Origin of the sequence: Hamadaea sp. NPDC050747, from assembly GCF_040654195.1 — a bacterium.
Taxonomy (GTDB): Bacteria; Actinomycetota; Actinomycetes; order Mycobacteriales; family Micromonosporaceae; genus Hamadaea.
Genome location: NZ_JBFAHM010000001.1, coordinates 318,614 through 336,444, shown reverse-complemented (window position 1 = coordinate 336,444; position 17,831 = coordinate 318,614). Strand labels below are relative to the sequence as shown.

Sequence of the window (17,831 nt, the reverse complement as noted above, 5' to 3'; positions counted from 1 at the left end):
CGACCGCGAACCCTGATCCAGCGCACAACACGCGAAGCGCACAACACGCGAAGCGCACAACGCGCGAAGCGCAAGAAGCGGCCAGCGCGCGAAGCGTAGGAAGCAGGCTCAGCGAGCGAGCAGCGCGAGCGCCAGCCGATCGGAAGCGGCGGCGTCCACGGTCACGGGTACGCCCCAGTCTTGCCGAGCCAGGTGGCAGGCGGCGTGTTCCACGTCGGCGTCGCAGGTGGCGGCCTGCGCCACGACCTGCAGTACGCCGGACGCCACATCCGGGTTGACGACGAGTCGCCGGACGAGTGACGTCGTCACGCCGGCTCCTTCGAGCAGCAGGTCGGGTGGGGACGCCGACACCTCCAGCCGGGTGGACGGTCCGTAGGTCTCGTCGAGCTTCTGCCCGGGTGGCGGCGTGAACAGGATTTCGAGCGTGACCTCGCCGGAGCTGATCGGGGTGGCCGGGCGTTCGACCGTCAGGCGGCCGCCGTCCACGAGCGAGTCCACGGCGCCCGGCGCCAGCCGGACGAGCCGGTGGGCGGCGGACTCGACCACGAGGACGGCACCGTCGGCGGTCACGACGACGTCGCTGGGTTCGGCCAATCCGGCTTCCACCGTGGAGATCTGGCCGTCGGCGTACCGGCGGATCGCCCCGTTGTAGGTGTCGGCGATGAGAACCGAGCCGTCGGGCAGCGCGCAGACGCCGAGCGGGTGCTGGAGGAGCGCGGTGTCGGCCGGGCCGTCCACGTGCCCGAAGTCGAAGAGCCCCTGGCCGGCGGCGGTGTGCAGCTCGTCGTCCTCGATGTACCGCAGCGCGCTGGTCTCGGAGTCCACGAGCCACAGGCGCTTGCCGTCCGCCGAGACCGACAGGCCCGAGGGCTGCGACAGCCACGCCTGCTCCAGGTCGCCGTCGCGCAAGGCCTCCACCGTGGTCCCGGCATAGGCCCCGGCGGTACGCCGAATGGGGTCGAACCACCAGAGCTGGTGAATACCCGCCATCGCGATGACGACGCGACCGTCGTAGTACGCGACGTCCCAGGGGGACGACAGGTCGACGCTGACCGCGTCGTGCGGGTGGAAGTCCACCGTCGACCGCCACTGCCGCCCGGTGCCGGCGATCGTCGTGACCTCTCCCGTCTCCACGCGTACGCCCCGGAGCAGGTGGTTGACGGTGTCGGCGACGACGACGTCATAGCCGACCTGGTCGGAGACCTTCGCCGGGAGCAGGCACAGACCCTGCGGCTCGGAGAAGCTGGCCGTCGCGGGACCACCGTCGGCGCGGCCACGCGTACCGGAGCCGATCCGGCGGACCACCGTCTCGCCGTCTGCCGCGAGTTCGACCAGCGAGTGACGGGCGGAGTCGCTGACGAGCAGGCTGCCGCCGGGCAACGCGAGCGCCTTGCCGGGGAACCGCAGCGCGGTCTTACTGGGCAGCGGCGCCACGTAGGGCCCGTCGCCCCGGTGCAGCGTCCCCTTGGCGTCGTGCTCGGCGACGATCTGCTCGATCAGGCGCGTCAGGCCCTCCGCGTGCCCTTCGCCGGCCATGCTCGCGACCAGGTAACCCTCGGGGTCGACGACGCTCAGCGTCGGCCACGCCTTGGCCGTGTACTGCTGCCACATCTCCAGCTGCGGGTCGTCCAGCACCGGGTGCTCGACGCCGTAGCGCTCGACCGCCGCCGCCAGCGCGTCGGGATCCTTCTCATGCTCGAACTTCGGCGAGTGGACCCCGACGATCGTCAGGACGTCGGCGTACTTCTGCTCGAGCGGGCGCAGCTCGTCCAGGACATGCAGGCAGTTGATGCAGCAAAACGTCCAGAAGTCCAGAATGACGATCTTGCCCCGCAGGTCGGCGAGCCTCAGCTCCTTGCCGCCCGTGTTCAACCAGCCTCGACCGCGTAACTCCGGTGCCCTCACTCGCATCCGACAATCCTGCCGCATGCTGACCTTGGGCGGCGAGACGACCCAGTCACACCGCCGGACGGAGGCCGACCCCCGCTGACTCCAGCGCTGTGCGTACCCGCTGAGCGAGCGTGACCGCCCCGGGCGTGTCACCGTGCACGCAGATCGAGTCGACGTTGTGCGGGACGACCGTGCCGTCGAGCGCGATGACCCGCTGGTCCACGGCCATGAGCAACGCGCGGGCCACGACCTCCTCGATGTCGCCGATCACCGCGCCCGGCTTGCCGCGCGGGAGCAGCGTGCCGTCCGCGCGGTAGGCGCGGTCTGCGAATCCTTCGAAGACGACTTGTACGCCGGAGTCGGCGGCCTCGGTCGACAGGAGTGATTCGGGCGCGCACAGCAAGGGCAGGCCGACCGCGAGGGTGGCTTCGACGATCGCCGGGACATGATCGATCGCGTGATACAGGGCGCCGTGCGGTTTGACGTACCGGACTCGCGCGCCCTCACTGGCCGCCAGCGCCTGGAGGGCGCCGACTTGGTAGATCAGCTCGTCCCGGAGCTGCGGCAGCTCATACTCGATCTTGCGGCGGCCGAACCCGGCCAGATCCCGGTAGCCGACCTGTGCCCCGATGGCGACGTCGTGTTCGGCTGCGCCCGCGCAGACCCGGCGCATGATCCCCGCGTCGCCCGCATGGAAGCCGCAGGCCACGTTCGCGCTGGTCACAACGGCGAGCAGCGCGTCGTCGTCGCCGAGAGTCCAGTGCCCGAAGCCCTCACCGAGGTCCGCGTTGAGATCCATCCGCTCACCGTACCGACGCCATCTTGGGGGTCAGGCGTAGAGGGCGAAGTAGACCGCGATCTGGTGGCAGAGAGCGGCCACCAGGGTGCAAGCGTGGAAGAACTCGTGGTGCCCGAAGACCGTCGGCCACGGATTAGGCCGGCGCAGCGCGTAGAAGACCGCGCCGACGGTGTACGCCAAACCGCCCGCCAGCAGCAGGACGAGGGCCACGACACCGCCGTTGTGGAGGATGTCGGGCAGGACGGCGACGGCGACCCAGCCGAGGGCGATATACATCGGGGCGGAGACCCAGCGGGGGGCGTGCGGCCAGATCAGCGACACCGCCGCGCCCGCGATCGCGCCGGCCCAGACGATGAGGAGCAGCACGGTCGCCTTGCTCTGGTCCAGCAGCAGTACGCAGAACGGCGTATAAGTCCCGGCGATGAAGATGAAGATCATGGCGTGGTCGAGCCGCCGCATGATCTGGTAACCGCGCTCGCTCCACACCCGACGGTGGTAGAGCGCGCTGATCCCGAAGAGCCCGCAGACGGTGACGCTGTAGATGGCGACGCTGACGACGGGTGCGATGCCGGGCTGGAAGGCGGCCAGCGTGATTAGCACCGCCCCGCAGGCCAGGGCGATGAAGAACGCGTACGCGTGGAGCCAGCCGCGCAGGCGCGGCTTGCCGATGTCGGTCGGCTTCAGCTTCTGCTTCAGGTCAGCCGTCATGCTCACGTCATCAGGTTACGGCACCGTAGGTTACGACACCGTAGGTTGTGGCAATCTTCACCGGAACGGCAGACGGCGCCGAGCTTCAAGCCCGACGCCGTCCACATGAGAGGACTTAGAACGCGGCCTCGTCGAGCTGCATCAGGTCGAGCGAAGCGCCCTCGATGATGCGGCGGTCGGCGCCCAGCTTCGGCAGCACCTCGGAGGCGAAGAACTTCGCCGCCGCGATCTTGCCGGTGTAGAACGCCCGGTCCGCCTCGCTGACCTCGCCGTTGAGCGCGGCGAGCGCGACGGTCGCCTGCCGCTGGAGCAGCCAGGCGACCACCAGGTCACCCAGGGCGAGCAGGAGCCGGCGGGAGTGCAGGCCGACCTTGTAGACGGCGTCGGGGTCGCCCCCGGCCGCCTCACCCAACCAGCCGGTCAGGACGCCGACCATCCGCTGGAACTCCATGGCGGCCTTGCCCAGCGCCTCGCGCTCCTGCTTGAGTTCGCTGTTCTCGTTGTCGTCCGACAGGAACTCGGTGATCTCCGCCGCGACCGTGAGCATCGCCTTGCCGTTGTCCCGGACGATCTTCCGGAAGAACAGGTCGAGGCTCTGGATCGCGGTCGTGCCCTCATAGAGGGAGTCGATCTTCGAGTCGCGGACGTACTGCTCGAGCGGGTAGTCCTGCAGGAAGCCGGACCCGCCGAAGGTCTGGAGCGCCTCCGAGCCCAGCAGCTCGAACGCCTTCTCCGACCCGACGCCCTTGACGAGCGGCAGCAGCAGGTCGTTGATCTTCGTCGCCTTCTTCGCGGCGTCCGCGTCACCGGCAGCGGCGGCGATGCGCGCCTTGTCGGCCCACTGCGCGGCGTAGACGTAGAGCGCGCGCAGACCCTCCGCGTACGCCTTCTGCAGCATCAGCGAACGGCGGACGTCGGGGTGGTGCGTGATGGTGACCCGGGGAGCCGTCTTGTCGGTCATCGACTTGAGGTCGCCGCCCTGGACCCGCTCCTTGGCGTACTCCAGCGCGTTGAGGTAGCCGGTCGACAGGGTGGAGATCGCCTTGGTGCCGACCATCATCCGGGCGTTCTCGATGATGAGGAACATCTGCCGGATGCCCTCGTGCACCTCGCCGAGCAGCCAGCCCTTGGCCGGTACGCCGTGCCCGCCGAACGTCATCTCGCAGGTGGCCGAGACCTTCAGGCCCATCTTGTGCTCGACGTTGGTGGCGAAGACGCCGTTGCGCTCGCCCAGCTCGCCGGACTCCGGGTCGAAGTGGAACTTCGGCACCAGGAACAGCGACAGGCCCTTGGTGCCCGGACCGCCGGCTCCCGGAGTGTCGACCGGCCGGGCCAGCACGTAGTGGATGATGTTCTCGGTCATGTCCTGATCACCGGACGTGATGAAGCGCTTGACGCCCTCGATGTGCCAGGAGCCGTCCGGCTGCGGGACGGCCTTGGTCCGGCCGGCGCCGACGTCCGAGCCGGCGTCCGGCTCGGTGAGCACCATCGTCGAGCCCCAGCGGCGGTCGACGAAGATCTGCGCCCACTTCTTCTGCTCCTCCGTGCCCTCCGAGAGGATCGTGTTCACGAAGGACGGGCCGGACGAGTACATCCAGACCGCCGGGTTGGCGCCCAGCACCATCTCGGCGATGGTCCACCACAGGCTGCGCGGCGCGAGCGTGCCACCTACCGTCGAGGGCAGGTCGAGCAGCCAGAACTCGGAGTCCATGAACGCCTGGAAGGACTTCTTGAAGGCGTCCGGAACGGTGACGGAGTGCGTCGCCGGGTCGAAGACCGGCGGGTTCCGGTCGGCCTCGGCGAAGCTCGCCGCCAGGTCCACTCGCGCCAACCGGTCGACCTCGGCCAGCACGCCTCGCGCGGTCTCCGCGTCGACGTCGGCGTACGGGCCGGTTCCGAACGGCGTGTCGAAGACCTCGAAGAGGTTGAACTCCAGGTCCCGAAGGTTGCTCTTGTAGTGCGTCATCGCTTCCCCAAGCCCTTTGGTGTGTGCCGGTTACCGATCAGTAACCTCGACTGTAGCGCGCAAACATTACTCAGCGGTAACCGGGCGGGGAGAAATCACCGCGCACGTTGAAAGAAGTGCCACTTTCGTCCGTTAAGCCGGAAAAGTGAGTAGGCCCGGTCCGACCAGGGCAACCCGACACGCCGCTCGCCCCGTCACCTTCTTCGGAGGCTTTCGTTCCTGAGAGTGACTCGACAGGGGAGGAACGGACTATGAAGGTGATCATCGCCCGGCTGTTCGACAGCCGCACCCCCGCCCGCTACATCGGGCGGCACCGCGCGCCGAGCGCCCTTCCGGCGGCGTTCGCGATGGGCCAGGCCCGTCGCGCCCGCACGGCCCGTTTCGTCTCCTAAGCGGTACGCGTAGAGCGCGGACCGCTCGACTGGATCGGCCCGGCGTCCGGCCGATCGGGGGGCAGACCGGGTGAGGGCGTCCGCGGCGGGGATCCGCCGCCCTCCGAGGCCGGCCGAGCCGACGACGGCGCGGTGCCGACCTCCCAGCTGGGCATCGGCCCACCGGGCTGCGGACCGGTGTATTCGAGCAGAACGAGCGCGATGTCGTCGTCCAACCGTCCGTGGACCCATTCGACCAGTGCGGTCTCGACGGAGGCCAGCCCGTCGCCGACGGTCCCATGGCCGAGCAGTCGCCAGGCGCGCTCCGCGATCGGGAAGAACCGGCCGTCCCGCCGGGCCTCGGCGAGCCCGTCGGTGAAGATCAGCAGCCGGTCACCGGGCTCCAGACGTTCCACCCGGGCCTTGACCGAGGGCAGGAAGCCCAGCGGCGGGGCCGGCGCCGGCGGTTCGAGCGGGATGACATTGCCCCGCCGGAGCAGGAGCGGCGCGGGGTGACCACAGTTCACCACGGTCAGCGTTCCACCGCGTTCCTCGACGAGGACCGCGGTGACGAAATCCTCCTCGCCGACGCTGCGGGCGACCGCCCGGTCCAGGTCGGCCACGATGGCCCGCAGATCAGCCCGGTCGTACGCGACGTGGCGGTAGGAGCCGAGCACGATGCTCGCCAGGCGTACGGCTTCCAGGCCCTTGCCCCGGACGTCACCGACGATGATGCGTACGCCGTAGGCCGTCTCGACCGCCTCGAACAGGTCCCCGCCGATGTCGGCCGCCGCCGTCGCGGAGATGTATCGGCCCGCGATCGACAGTCCGCCGACGGTCGGGCCGAGCGGCCGCAGCACGGCCTGCTGGGCGATCATCGCGAGGTGGGACAGCTCGGCGATCCGCTCGGCCTGCTTCTGGCGTACCGCGGCGGCGGCTGACGCCAGGCCGGTCGCGAGGGCGATCCCGATGACGTTGAGCAACGTGGTCTGGCCGCGTGCACCGCCCATCACGGCGAACACGGTCCCGAGTGCGGTGGCCAAGCCGCCCGCGACCAGCACGGATCGCCACGGGGCGAAGGCGGCCGCCAGGAACGGAGCCGTCGCCATCAGGCCGATGTAGTGCGGCTCGGGTCCGTCTGCCCACTCCAGGATGGCCAAGCATAGGAGCAGGATGGCGGCCGCGCCGACGCCGGCGCGGGTGCCTGGGGAAAGTGGCCGGCGAGACGACCACAGCAGTCGTTCGAGTACGGCAATTAGCATGCCGGATCGCGGCGGCTACGACGATGAGGTTGACCCGACAGACGACCGCATTCTGACCGGGCGGAGGAGGGGTACGCCGATAACCGGTTGCCCCGCGACCGGTCAGCCTCAAGGATGACCCGGTGCTGGTAGCCCATCTCCCGTTGTACGGCTTACGTGTGCGTACGCCCGATCTGGAGCTGCGCCTGCCGCAGCTGGACGAACTCGCCCGTCTGGGGGACGTCGCCGCGGCGGGGATCCACGACGCGGACGTCATGCCGTTCATGCACCCGTGGACACAGCAGCCCGACGTCGGACGCCGGGTGATTCTGGGCGCGCTCGCCGAACTCGGCCAATGGCGGCCCGACGACTGGAGTCTCGGGCTGGTCGCCTTCCGGGGCGGCGAGCCGATCGGCCGGCAGATCCTGAGCGCCAAGGAGTACGCCGTCACGCGGGAAGTCCGCAGCTGGTCCTGGCTGGGACGGCAGTTCCACGGCCAAGGACTCGGTACGCAGATGCGCGCCGCCGTGCTTGCCCTGGCCTTCGACGGCCTCGGTGCGTTGAGCGCGTGCTCGGCCGCATTCCTGGACAACCACTCGTCGCTGCGCGTCTCGGAGAAGCTGGGCTATCAGCCCGACGGCGTCCAGGTCGACGCGGTGCGCGGCGTGCCCGCCATTTCCCGTCGGCTGCGACTCACTCGCGAACGCTGGTCGCAGCATTCACGCGTACCCGTGGAGATCGAGGGTTTGCGCCCATGCCTGGAGATGTTCGGCCTGAGCTAGCGCGTGGGCCAGGTCCGCCAGTTCTGCCACGAACGGCTCGGCGTCGGACCGCGCTGCCCCTGGTAGCGCGAGCCGTAGACGGACGAGCCGTAGGGATGCTCGGCCGGCGACGAGAGCCGGAAGAGGCAGAGCTGGCCGATCTTCATGCCGGGCCAGAGCTTGATCGGTAGGTTGGCCACGTTCGAGAGCTCGAGCGTGACGTGGCCCGAGAAGCCCGGGTCGATGAAGCCGGCGGTCGAGTGAGTGAGCAGACCGAGGCGGCCGAGCGACGACTTGCCCTCCAGGCGGCCGGCCAGCTGCTCGCCCAAAGTGACCACTTCGAGCGTCGAGGCCAGCACGAACTCGCCCGGGTGCAGGACGAACGGCTGATCGTCGTCCACCTCGACACACGCCGTCAGCTCGTCCTGCTGGACGGCCGGATCGATGTGCGTGTAGAGATGGTTGTTGAAGACCCGGAAGTGCCGGTCCAGTCGCACGTCGATGCTCGACGGCTGAATCAGGTCCGGTTCGAACGGGTCGAGCAGCAGATTGCCGGCCTTCAGCTCGGAGACGAGGTCGCGGTCGGAGAGCAGCACCCCTGGGACTCTACCTGCCCGGCTTTATGTACTACTTCCGCGCTACCTCGGCGATTCGGCTAGGTGTTCGTACGTCTGTTCTATAGAATCGTGGTATGGCTTCCTGGACGCAGTTCGCCGCGGCATCTCCCCGGCTCGCCGCGCAGATCCGTGCGCTGTTCCACCAGTACGGCCCGGGACTGGGCTACCTCGCCACGGTCCGGTCCGACGGCGGCCCGCGGGTGCACCCCGTCTCCCCGCTCATCACCGAGGAGGGTGCCTACTGCTTCCTCATCGACTCGCCGAAACGCCGCGACCTCGAACGCGACGGCCGATACGCGCTACACGCCTTCCCGGCCGAGGAGACCGACGTCGAGGCGTACCTGACCGGGACGGCCCGGCCGGTCGAGGACGCCGCGGTCATCGCCCGCATCGCCGCGCGAGCCGGCGCCGACGACTCGGTCGACTGGCGCCTCTTCGAACTGCACGTCGAGGTCGCGATGCTGCACTCCCCCATGGGCCCCACCAGCGACGGGCGAGCCCGGTCCGGCGTGGCCCAGGTGTGGCGCGAATCCCCGCCCGAACGGCGAAGCCCGCGCCGCCGAGGGTGGCGACGCGGGCATGTTCCCGCAGTGCTCCGGGATGTGATCGCGGCCTGACGCCCCCCGGCTCAAGACCCCTGTTCCCCCGTTTTCTCGCCGCGTTGACCTCGCAGTCAGTCAACGCGGCGAGATCCTGTCAGCTCCGGTAGGCCGTCCACCCGTCGAGCATCCGCTGGGCCTGGCCCGCGGTGAACTCGTACATGCAGGCGTCGTCGGTGTAGTCCATGAAGTTGTGGATCGGGTCGGTGCCCGAGGCCGAGCAGGTGTCGCGGTCGACCGGGCACCCGAAGGCGGCCGACTGCTCCGCCGGCGTGTCCGAGACCTTGTCGTTGGTCTTGGAGCAGCCGCCCTGGAACGTGTGGTAGAGGTTCAGCCAGTGGCCGACCTCGTGCGTCGCCGTGTCACCCTCGTTGTAGGGAGACGCGGTGCCACCGGGCACCGACTCGGCGAGAATCACGACACCGTCCGAACTCGACAGCTTCCGCGTCGGGAAGGTCGCCCAGCCGAGCAGGTCGTCGCTGAGCAGACCGGTGTAGATGTTCAGCGTGCCGGCGCCACCCTCACGCAGCGCCGCCTTCATCTCCTTCTCGCCCTGCGAGCCGTAGACGATCGGGTACCACGCCGAGTTGACCACCCGGTTCACCTTGGTCAGCTGGAACTGGAAGGCCGTCGCCGAGCCGCCGTAGCCGCCCGCGTACGACTTGTTGAGCACGTCGAGCTGGGCGGTGATCAGGTTGTCCGGGATGTTCCCGTTGGCCCGCGTGCCGTCCGAGCTGACCACGTGGACGACCACCGGGATCGTGATCGTCGCGGCGGCCGTGACCGCGCCCGGCGTCTTACCCTTGCCCTTGAGCAGGGCGTTGGTCTCCTTCTCACGGGCATCGGTCTGCGCGGCGGTCAACTCGTTCGGGTCGACCTTGCCGACGCTGCCGGGCTTCGCCTTCGCAGTGGCCGCGCCGCTCACAACCGGGTCGTAACAAGCCGCCGACGTCGCCGCGAACGCGCCCAACGCCACCGGTGAAGCATTGAGCACAAAGGCGGCCGCAGCGACCACCGCGAGTCCGGCCGCACGCTTCATGGGCTTACGCCCTGCGTCTGCCATGCCATCTCCTCCCCACGACACGCCGGTAGTCGTGTCGCGACAGTGCGCCCCGGGATCGGGGGTTCCTCGGACGCTACGGAGGATCGACGACGGTCGAGAATAGTACGCCCGGCCTTGACTGTCGCCGTGCTGCGGTCATCATCGTGGCAGAGACATCAGCCGATCATCGGATGCCGGGGTTACGCACCCCCGGGGCAGACCTGATAGAGTTGCGCCGCCTGCGGGTGTAGTTCAATGGCAGAACATCAGCTTCCCAAGCTGACAGTGAGGGTTCGATTCCCTTCACCCGCTCCATACGAAGAGCCCTGGTCGAGACCTAGATCTCCACCAGGGCTTTCGACTCTCCGGGGTCCCTTCCTTCTCGCCCCGTGGCGGCGACCCTGCAGCCGAGCCGCCTGCCCATGACGAAGACATGATCTTCGCGGTAGGGTCACGGGCCCAGTCGCGCTAATACTGAGCGTCGTCCGGCTGGCCACGGCCGAAGTCACCGTTCGGTAGGAGAGAAGATGAGACTGGTATCCGGGCTTGCCCTCCTGACGTTCGCGACTGGGCTAGCGGCCTGTACGCCGTCGGCTCCAGAACCGGTCGGGCCGAAGGCCAGCGCAGGGAGCGTGGTCGACTGCCGGCCTGATCAGGCGTCCGTCACCTGGGGTGCGAAGAGCACCGTCAAGGTTCTCACCGGCGCGAAGCAGCTGGAGATCAGTAGTTCCGGCGAGCGCAGTGTCGGCGTCGTACGGCCAGAGGCGCGGCTGGTGGCTGAGGTGGCCAACGGCCCGCGTGAGGAGGAATGGGTCCGTTGGTTGCTCGCACAGGCGAACAAGGATCTCGGCATTCCCGTCGATGAGGCGAAGAGCCCACCGCTGAGCGGCGTGGATTCGTTTCTGGACAACGTGAAAGTGCCCGGTCGGTACATCGGCTTCGTGGGCGTCGGCGAGCTGACGCTCCCGTTCACGGTCACTTGCGCAGGTCAGTCCGCGATCATGGGCGACGTTCACGCGTGGGACAACTCGACGACGGGCATCCTCCAGTGTTCGCGAACGCCGGAACCCGGCAGCTTCTCCGAGCTGGCTAAGAAGAACTACTGCTGTTAGCCGAAGCCGGCCTCGTCAGAGGTCGGCTTCGGCGCTCTCGAGGAGGCCGAGCGTCTCGCGTACGCGTCTGCCCCAGCGCTCGTGCGCGGCTTGGCGGCTGACGCCGGCGGCTCGGGCGATGAGTTCCCACGTGGCTCCCCAGCGGCGCAGACCCAGCACGGTGCCGAACGGGTCCAGCCCCAGCGCCAACTCGATTCGCAGTTGCAGCAGTCCCGTCGCGATGTCGCGGGTCGTCGCGGCGTCGCCTTGCTCTGCTTCCCATTCGGGCGTCCCGGGGAGGGGGCGCGGGCCGAGGATGCGGTCGGCCTGGCGGCTGGCCTCGTTTACGGCGGCCAGCCCGGCAGCGGTCACTGCCGGGCCGATGTCCGTCGTGCAGGCCTTCTCGATCATCATGCTGTCAAGGCTAGCTTGACACGCCCGGCGCCGTCAAGGAAACCTTGACGGATGGCGGCCACCCGCAGCAGCCGCCAGGTGAGGGCGATCAACATGCCGAACTCGGCGGCGGCCATGACGCGCTCGGTCAGGCCGATGGCGTACCGGTGGAGGAGGTAGGTGGAGGCGAGCATGGCCAGCGCGGCGGCTGCTCCGGCGGCGGTGAGTCGGCGAAAGCCCAGCCGCAGCCCGGCCGCCAGCAATGCGGCGAACGCGACGGTGGAGGCGTACCGGTGGACATAGCCGGTGGTGCTGAGCACCTCGCCCACCGGATCGGTCGGGACGACGGTGGCGACGAGGAGAGCGCCGCTCCAAACGCTGAGCAGCGCGGTGGCCAGCCGGTCGGCTCGATGGAGCGACGGCAGCAACGCCAAGGTGGCCAGCGCGGCGAGGCCCATGGCGGTCTCCACCGCCCCACCGCGATCAGCGGCCGCGTAGTCGCTGATGGTGTGGGCCCAAGGCGAAAGGCCGTTGCCGTCGAGGTGCCCGGCCACGGTCAGGAGCACCGACAAGAGGAATCCGAAGAGGACGAACGAAAGGCGAGTCATGCCGAGAATGCTCGTCGTACGCCGAGCGCGAGACATCGCCGTCGCGACGGGTTCAGCGCTCCGTCGTGCGAGCTAGGTGACTGTCCCGTAGGGGGCTACCGCTCGCCGCAGCGAGCGCTGGATCAGGGATCTCGGTCGAATCTTGGGGCAAGATTCGACCGAGATCCCTGATCCAGCGGGGAACGGGGGAACGCGGGAACGCGGGAACGCGGGAAAGCGCAGCCGTCAGGCGCCGTAGGGGCGGCCGTACCCGTAGATCGGTGCGGCGTCGATCTTTCGCATCATGATCGGTACGCCGGCTCGGGACGCGTGCACGATCCAGTTGTTGCCGACGTACATGCCGACGTGGTGGATGTCGGAGTAGTAGAAGACGAGGTCGCCGATACGCAGGTTGGCCCGTGACACGTGCTGGACCGAGTTCCACTGCGACTTCGCATTGTGCGGCAACGAGATGCCGGCCGCCTTCCACGCCGCCATCGTCAGGCCCGAGCAGTCGAAGGAGTCGGGTCCGTCGGCGCCCCAGACGTAGGGCTTGCTGATTTGGCGGCAGGCGTACTTGACCGCAGTGGCGGCCTTGCCACCCGGGTAGGTCGCCGGGCACGGGGCGGGGCGCAGGTCGCCGAGTCCGCCGGTGGTCGCGTACAACTTCTGGACCTGATCCTGCAGCGTCTTGATCTGGCTGTTGAGCTGCTTGGCCTGGTCGTTGAGCTTCTTCTCGGCGTCGGCGAGCGCGGCGATCTTGTCGTCGATCGGCTTCTTCTTGTTCGCCAGGTCGTCGCGCTTGGCGATGACATCCGACAGTTTGTCCTGCTGGATGCGCGAGAACTGGTCGAGCAGCACCAGCTGGTCCGTGACATCGGTCGGCGACTTGGCCGAGAGCAGGGCGTTCAGCTCGGTCGTGTTGCCGCCGGTGTACAGGTAGGCGGCGAACTCGCCGACTCGCGCGCTGGCCACGTGCAGTTCGAGCTCCAGCGGATCGAGCTGCTTCTTCAGTCCCTCGAGCCGCTTGCGTTCGGCGGTGAGCTTTTCCTTGGTGTCGTTGTGCTGCTCCAGCACGGGCTCGAGCTTGTTCCAGGCGTCGTCGATCTGCTTCTCCAGCGCGCTGACCGACGGGTCCGCCCGGACCGCCTCGCTGCTGAGCAGCATCCCCATCGTGGCGACGACCGAGAGCGCGAGAGTGATCAGGGCACGTTTCTTGCGGGTGGGTTGGCTGGCCACCGTGGGTGGGTCTCCTCTTCCACCGAGGACGTTCGCAGTCGCCCTCACCGCCTACCGGGTTAGCTGCCGGGTTCGCGCTGGAAGATGCGCTACCGCTGACGCGGATTCACCCCCGAGGCGACACGCGCCTCACTTACCTGGGTCCCCGGTCCACGACGGTGTCGCGGTTCGGCGGCGGCGCGAGGGGCCGCCCCGGATGGCCGACCGACTTCCTGCGCCTCGATGACTCTAAAGTCGTGCGTTATCAAACCGCAACCCGAGACGCGCGCGCACTTCAATGTGTAGTCAATGAATTACCCGACCGTGACGTAGACGTCGTCCAGAATGCCGTGAAACTGGTCGTTCCACGGCCCGATCCCCTTGCCGCCCAACCGGAGCGGATCGGAGTTCACAATGGACAACTGCGCGGGAATCACGGTGCTCGCCCGCAATTCACCGTCTACGAACAACGCCAGTCCGGTGCTTCGGCGTACGCAATCCAACCGATGCCACGCACCGTCCGCGACGGTGTGACGCCACTGCGCGACATAGATGCGGTTGACCCCGAAAACCAATCCCGCGACGACGCAACTGGGCAGGCCGGCGAAGTGATCCACCTGGAGTTTGTACTGGGTGCCCTGAGTCGAGAAGCCCTTCTGCACGATGTTCTCGCCGTCACTGGTGTCCTGCGGATCCAGCAACACCTGCGCGCCCCATGCGACGTCGGCCTGCCCTGGATTCAGCCACGGCCCCGGATCGCTCTCGAGGATCGCCCTCGGGCATTCGGCCTCGTCACCCGGACAGACCGGCGGATATCCGACCGCCACCGTGCCGGCGCGGGTCTTGGCTGTCAGAGCACCGCCCATCACCCCGACGGGGTGCAGCCGGAGAGTCCGATCAGCGTCCCAGATCGGATCCGCCAAGCCCGCGTCGAAGGCGTACCGGAGGGTGACGGCCTCACCGGCGGCCCGCCGCTGGTCCGGAGTGCGGACGGCGGCGGTCGGGCTGGCGGGAGCCGGGACGGTCGCGAGCAGAACGGCCAGCAGGCCGGCTCCGCTGCCCAGGCTGAGACGGAGACCCCTCATTGGGACAATTGTGCCGAAATTCGGCACAATTGTCCGTTAAAGCACGGAACGCGTCCCGCTGGGGCTGATCGGCATATTCGATATGTACGCCATTCGCACGTAGTCACCACTGTGCGGGGCGTGGACCATGAGCCCGTTACCGACGTATATGCCGACGTGATGATGATCGGAGTAGAAGAACACCAGGTCACCGGGTTGTAGGTTTGCCCGGCTCACGTAGTGCGACTCGTTCCACTGGGCGCCGGTGTAGTGCTCCAGGCTCTTGCCTGCCGCCGCCCACGCTGCCTTGGTCAAGCCCGAGCAGTCGTAGGAGTTCGGCCCGTCAGCGCCCCACACGTACGGCTTGCCGATGAGGGAGCACGCCCTCTTCACCGCGGTGGCGCGGGCACCACCCGGCAGCACCGGCGGGCAGACGCCGATCCGGAGGCTGCCACCGACCGTCGACGACCCGTACGCCTGGATGCGCAGCTTCTGCAGGCGATCCATCTCCGCTTGGATGGACTTCTTCTGCGCCGCCAACGCGGCATCCTGCTGGGCGAGCGTGGCGATGAGCTGGTCGAGCTGGGCCTTCTGCCCGTCATAGATGTCCCGCTGCGCCGCGACCCCCGCGATCGCCTGCTGCTGGGTCTGCGAGATCTGCTCCAGCGTCGTCAACTGGTCCAGGAACTGATCCGGCGACTTCGCGTTCAGCAGCCCGGTCAGCCGCGACGCCGGCCCGGTCATGTAGTAGGCGCTCGCCATGTCGGCGACCTGGCCGAGCGAGACCTGCACCTGGAGGCTGAGCGGCGCGATCTTCTTCTGAAGGTCGCGAGCCTTCTTCTGGTTCTTGGTCAGATCGTTGTGGACCTTGTTGTACTGCTCGATCGCGGGCTCGAGCTTCTCCCAGGCCTCGTTGATCTGCTTCTCGATCTCGGCCACGCTGGGCGCGGCGTAGACCGTCGAGGGGACCAAGCCGATGAGCAACACGCCGAGGGCCGTAATCAGTCCACGGTAGAGAGTGCGGGGGTGGGGCACAGCTCATCACCCTAGGGGCGGGCGTTCGGCGTACGCAAGGCGTCAGTGCGGAAACTTCACCCTGCTCACGCCTGTTTACTCGCGGTCAACGCAGCTCGATGATCGCTGGGAGGGGTCAGCGACCCGAGACCGCCGCCAGGACGTCGTCCAAGGTCACCACGCCGATCGGGCGGCGCCCGTCGCTGACCAGCACCATGTGCCGGCGTTCGCGACGCATCGCCAGCAGCAGTTCGGCGAGGCTGCGCTCCGGCGGCACCACGGCGAGCGGCCGGATGACGTCGGGCGGGATAGGGGCTCGCCGGGCCGCGCCGCTCATGCCGATCACGTCCTTGATGTGCACGAATCCGAGGACGCGGCGGCTGAGCCGCTGAACGACCGGGAACCGGGACCGGCCGGTCCGGGTGGCCAGCACTTCGAGCGAGGCGGGCGAGGTGTCGTCGGTGACCAGGTCGACCTCGGCCCACGGGCGCAACGCGTCCCCCGCCGTACGCTGATGCATCGCCAGCGCGCCGGAGATCCGGGCATGCTGCTCCGGATCGAGCAGGCCTTCCGAGCGGGCCTGAGTGACCAGGCCGGCCAGCTCCTCCGCGGTGAAGACCGACTTCACCGAGTCCACCGCGTCGATCCGCCAGAGTTTGAGGACCCGGCGCGACAGCCATTTCATGACCAGCAGCAGCGGCTTGGTGACCGTGCAGAAGAGCAGCATCGGCGGGCCGAGCCAGACCACCGAGGCCTCGGGCCCGGCGAGCGTGATGTTCTTCGGGACCATCTCGCCCAGGACCGTGTGCAGGTAGACGACGATGGCCAACGCGATCACGAAGGACACCGGATGCACCAGCTGCTCCGGCAGGTTGACCAGCTCGAACGGAGTCTCGAGCAGGTGGGCGATGGCCGGTTCGGCGATCGCACCGAGCAGGATCGAGCAGATCTGGATGCCGAGCTGCGCACCCGCGATCATCAGTGGGATCTGCCCCATCGCGGTCAGCGCCCACCGCGCACGCCGTGAGGTCGCGGCCTTCGGCTCCAGCACGGTACGCCGGGAGGCGATCAGGGCGAACTCGGCGCCGACGAAGAACCCGTTGCCCAGCAGCAGGAGGATCATGATCACGATACCGGTCACGCGGCATCGTCCTCGTGCTCGTCGTCGGACTCCGGGCGGACGACGCGTACCTGCTCGACCCGGTGGCGGTCGGTCTCCACGACGGTGAACTCCCAGCCGTTCTCGCGTACCGTCTCGCCCACGCTCGGGATGTGCCCGAGCCGGGCCATGAGGAAGCCGGCCAGCGTCTCGTAGGGGCCGTCCGGGAGGCGGAAGCCGGTCTGCTCCCGCAGCTCGTCCTCGCGCAGCACACCGTCCACCAGGTGCTCGCGGGCGTCGGCCGGTGCGGTCAGCTCGACGTCGACCCAATCGGTGTCGTGCTCGTCGGCGATCTCGCCGACCATCTCCTCGACCAGGTCCTCCAGCGTGACCACGCCGTCGGTGCCGCCGTATTCGTCGACCACGATCGCCAGTTCGGCCCGGGCGGCGTTGAGCGCCTCCCACACCGCATCCAGGTCGAGCGACTCGGGCACGAGCACCGGCTCGCGCGCGACCGCGTTGACGCTGGTCACCGCACGCCGGTGGGGCGGCACCGCCAGCGCGTCGGTCAGCTCGACCACCCCGGTGACCTGGTCGAGGGTCTGCTCGTACACCGGGAACCGGCTGTGCCCGGTCTCGATCGACGTCGTGATCAGATCCGCCACCGTGTCGGTCGCGGTCAGGCCGACCACGTCGACTCGCGGCGTCATCGCCTCGGCCGCACGCTTCTCGCCGAACCGCACGGTGCGCTGGAGCACCAGCGCAGTGTCCGAGGGCAACGCGCCCGCCCGCGCGGAGATCGCCGCGAGCAGGCCGAGCTCCTCCGGCGACCGCGCGCTGGCCAGCTCCTCCTGCGGCTCGACCCCCAACCGGCGGACCAGCCAGTTCGCGCTGCCGTTCAGGGCCGCGATGAGCCACGTGAAGGTACGCGAGAAGACGCGCAGCGGTCCGGAGGTCCGTAACGCCAGTGGCATCGGGCGGGCCAGTGCCGCGTTCTTCGGGACGAGTTCGCCGAAGAGCATCGACAGCAGGGTGGCCAGGGTGAGCGCGATGGCGTGGTTGATCGCCGGGCCGAGACCGAGGCCGGACAGCAGCACGTCGAAGGCCGGCTGCGCGATGTAACCGGTGAGCAGCGCGGTGATCGTGATGCCGAGCTGCGCCCCGGAGAGCTGGAAACTCAGAGCGCGCAACGCACGGCGTACCGTGCGTGCGCGCTTGTCGCCGGAGTCGGCCAGCTCGTCGATCTCCGCCCGGTCCACCGTGACCAGCGAGAACTCCGCCGCCACGAAGAAGGCGTTGCCCGCCGTCAGGAGCACGAAGAGCACCAGTGGCAGCAGGACCGTGAGCAGTAGACCGTCGATGACGTGGATC

General features: G+C 68.6%; 18 protein-coding genes, 1 tRNA gene and 1 riboswitch. Of the genes, 5 read left to right on the top strand and 14 right to left on the bottom strand.

Translation table 11 applies throughout. The features are described 5' to 3' along the window. Window positions 1–108 precede the first annotated feature (108 nt). The 4 genes from AB0H43_RS01610 to AB0H43_RS01595 form a co-directional block, all read right to left on the bottom strand. Window positions 109–1,911, bottom strand: a complete 1,803-nt coding sequence (locus AB0H43_RS01610) for an NHL domain-containing thioredoxin family protein (RefSeq protein ID WP_359994793.1) — start codon at window positions 1,909–1,911, stop codon at window positions 109–111. Between the two features lie 46 nt (window positions 1,912–1,957). Beyond that, a complete protein-coding gene (locus AB0H43_RS01605) occupies window positions 1,958–2,689 on the bottom strand; it encodes a 5-oxoprolinase subunit PxpA (RefSeq protein WP_359994790.1) in 732 nt (243 codons plus the stop codon). A gap of 30 nt (window positions 2,690–2,719) precedes the next feature. Continuing rightward, window positions 2,720–3,397, bottom strand: a complete 678-nt coding sequence (locus AB0H43_RS01600; protein WP_359995735.1) for a hemolysin III family protein — start codon at window positions 3,395–3,397, stop codon at window positions 2,720–2,722. 115 nt (window positions 3,398–3,512) lie between these two features. Then, on the bottom strand, window positions 3,513–5,363 hold the full coding sequence (locus AB0H43_RS01595; protein WP_359994787.1) for an acyl-CoA dehydrogenase: 1,851 nt from the start codon (window positions 5,361–5,363) through the stop codon (window positions 3,513–3,515). A 251-nt stretch (window positions 5,364–5,614) separates the two neighbouring features. On the opposite strand from AB0H43_RS01595, the gene AB0H43_RS01590 reads away from it, so the two are divergent. Continuing rightward, a complete protein-coding gene (locus AB0H43_RS01590; protein WP_359994784.1) occupies window positions 5,615–5,755 on the top strand; it encodes a hypothetical protein in 141 nt (46 codons plus the stop codon). Here the strand turns inward: AB0H43_RS01590 and AB0H43_RS01585 are convergent. Beyond that, complete coding sequence (locus AB0H43_RS01585) at window positions 5,752–6,996, bottom strand: PP2C family protein-serine/threonine phosphatase (RefSeq protein WP_359994781.1); 1,245 nt, start codon at window positions 6,994–6,996, stop codon at window positions 5,752–5,754. The two genes, AB0H43_RS01590 and AB0H43_RS01585, sit on opposite strands and share 4 nt — an antisense overlap. Window positions 6,997–7,118: 122 nt before the next feature. Between AB0H43_RS01585 and AB0H43_RS01580 the strand changes: the two genes are divergently transcribed. Beyond that, the gene (locus tag AB0H43_RS01580; RefSeq protein ID WP_359994778.1) at window positions 7,119–7,757 is read left to right on the top strand and encodes a GNAT family N-acetyltransferase; all 639 of its coding nucleotides are present in this window, start codon (window positions 7,119–7,121) and stop codon (window positions 7,755–7,757) included. On the opposite strand, the gene dcd is transcribed toward AB0H43_RS01580, so the two are convergent. After that, a complete protein-coding gene (dcd, locus tag AB0H43_RS01575; protein WP_359994775.1) occupies window positions 7,754–8,332 on the bottom strand; it encodes a dCTP deaminase in 579 nt (192 codons plus the stop codon). The genes AB0H43_RS01580 and dcd overlap by 4 nt on opposite strands. Before the next feature lie 95 nt (window positions 8,333–8,427). Here dcd and AB0H43_RS01570 point away from each other — a divergent pair, with 95 nt between their 5' ends. Beyond that, window positions 8,428–8,970, top strand: a complete 543-nt coding sequence (locus tag AB0H43_RS01570) for a pyridoxamine 5'-phosphate oxidase family protein (protein ID WP_359994772.1) — start codon at window positions 8,428–8,430, stop codon at window positions 8,968–8,970. Between the two features lie 79 nt (window positions 8,971–9,049). Here the strand turns inward: AB0H43_RS01570 and AB0H43_RS01565 are convergent, their stop codons facing one another. Continuing rightward, complete coding sequence (locus AB0H43_RS01565; protein WP_359994770.1) at window positions 9,050–10,015, bottom strand: zinc metalloprotease; 966 nt, start codon at window positions 10,013–10,015, stop codon at window positions 9,050–9,052. 220 nt (window positions 10,016–10,235) lie between these two features. On the opposite strand from AB0H43_RS01565, the gene AB0H43_RS01560 reads away from it, so the two are divergent. Together AB0H43_RS01560 and AB0H43_RS01555 are read left to right on the top strand one after the other, a co-directional pair. Next, window positions 10,236–10,309: transfer RNA gene (locus AB0H43_RS01560), tRNA-Gly, on the top strand. Between the two features lie 317 nt (window positions 10,310–10,626). Then, the gene (locus AB0H43_RS01555) at window positions 10,627–11,106 is read left to right on the top strand and encodes a hypothetical protein (protein ID WP_359994767.1); all 480 of its coding nucleotides are present in this window, start codon (window positions 10,627–10,629) and stop codon (window positions 11,104–11,106) included. Window positions 11,107–11,121: 15 nt separating this feature from the next. Here the strand turns inward: AB0H43_RS01555 and AB0H43_RS01550 are convergent, their stop codons facing one another. The 7 genes from AB0H43_RS01550 to AB0H43_RS01520 form a co-directional block, all read right to left on the bottom strand. Continuing rightward, a complete protein-coding gene (locus tag AB0H43_RS01550; protein ID WP_359994764.1) occupies window positions 11,122–11,499 on the bottom strand; it encodes a hypothetical protein in 378 nt (125 codons plus the stop codon). Further along, window positions 11,496–12,086, bottom strand: a complete 591-nt coding sequence (locus AB0H43_RS01545; protein ID WP_359994761.1) for a DUF998 domain-containing protein — start codon at window positions 12,084–12,086, stop codon at window positions 11,496–11,498. Before AB0H43_RS01545 ends, AB0H43_RS01550 begins: the two co-directional genes overlap by 4 nt. A 225-nt stretch (window positions 12,087–12,311) precedes the next feature. Beyond that, window positions 12,312–13,304 carry an NlpC/P60 family protein gene (locus AB0H43_RS01540; protein ID WP_359994758.1) on the bottom strand — a complete coding sequence of 331 codons (993 nt, stop codon included), beginning with the start codon at window positions 13,302–13,304 and terminating at the stop codon, window positions 12,312–12,314. Window positions 13,305–13,338: 34 nt separating this feature from the next. Continuing rightward, a riboswitch (cyclic di-AMP (ydaO/yuaA leader) is annotated at window positions 13,339–13,488 on the bottom strand. A gap of 109 nt (window positions 13,489–13,597) precedes the next feature. Further along, complete coding sequence (locus tag AB0H43_RS01535) at window positions 13,598–14,368, bottom strand: LamG domain-containing protein (RefSeq protein WP_359994755.1); 771 nt, start codon at window positions 14,366–14,368, stop codon at window positions 13,598–13,600. A gap of 36 nt (window positions 14,369–14,404) precedes the next feature. After that, window positions 14,405–15,382 (bottom strand): NlpC/P60 family protein, encoded by a 978-nt coding sequence (locus AB0H43_RS01530; protein ID WP_359994752.1) that lies wholly within the window; start codon window positions 15,380–15,382, stop codon window positions 14,405–14,407. Between the two features lie 115 nt (window positions 15,383–15,497). Beyond that, a complete protein-coding gene (locus AB0H43_RS01525; RefSeq protein WP_359994749.1) occupies window positions 15,498–16,502 on the bottom strand; it encodes a hemolysin family protein in 1,005 nt (334 codons plus the stop codon). Beyond that, window positions 16,499–17,794 carry a hemolysin family protein gene (locus AB0H43_RS01520; protein ID WP_359995733.1) on the bottom strand — a complete coding sequence of 432 codons (1,296 nt, stop codon included), beginning with the start codon at window positions 17,792–17,794 and terminating at the stop codon, window positions 16,499–16,501. The genes AB0H43_RS01525 and AB0H43_RS01520 overlap by 4 nt, the downstream gene beginning before the upstream one ends. Between the last annotated feature and the right edge of the window lie 37 nt (window positions 17,795–17,831).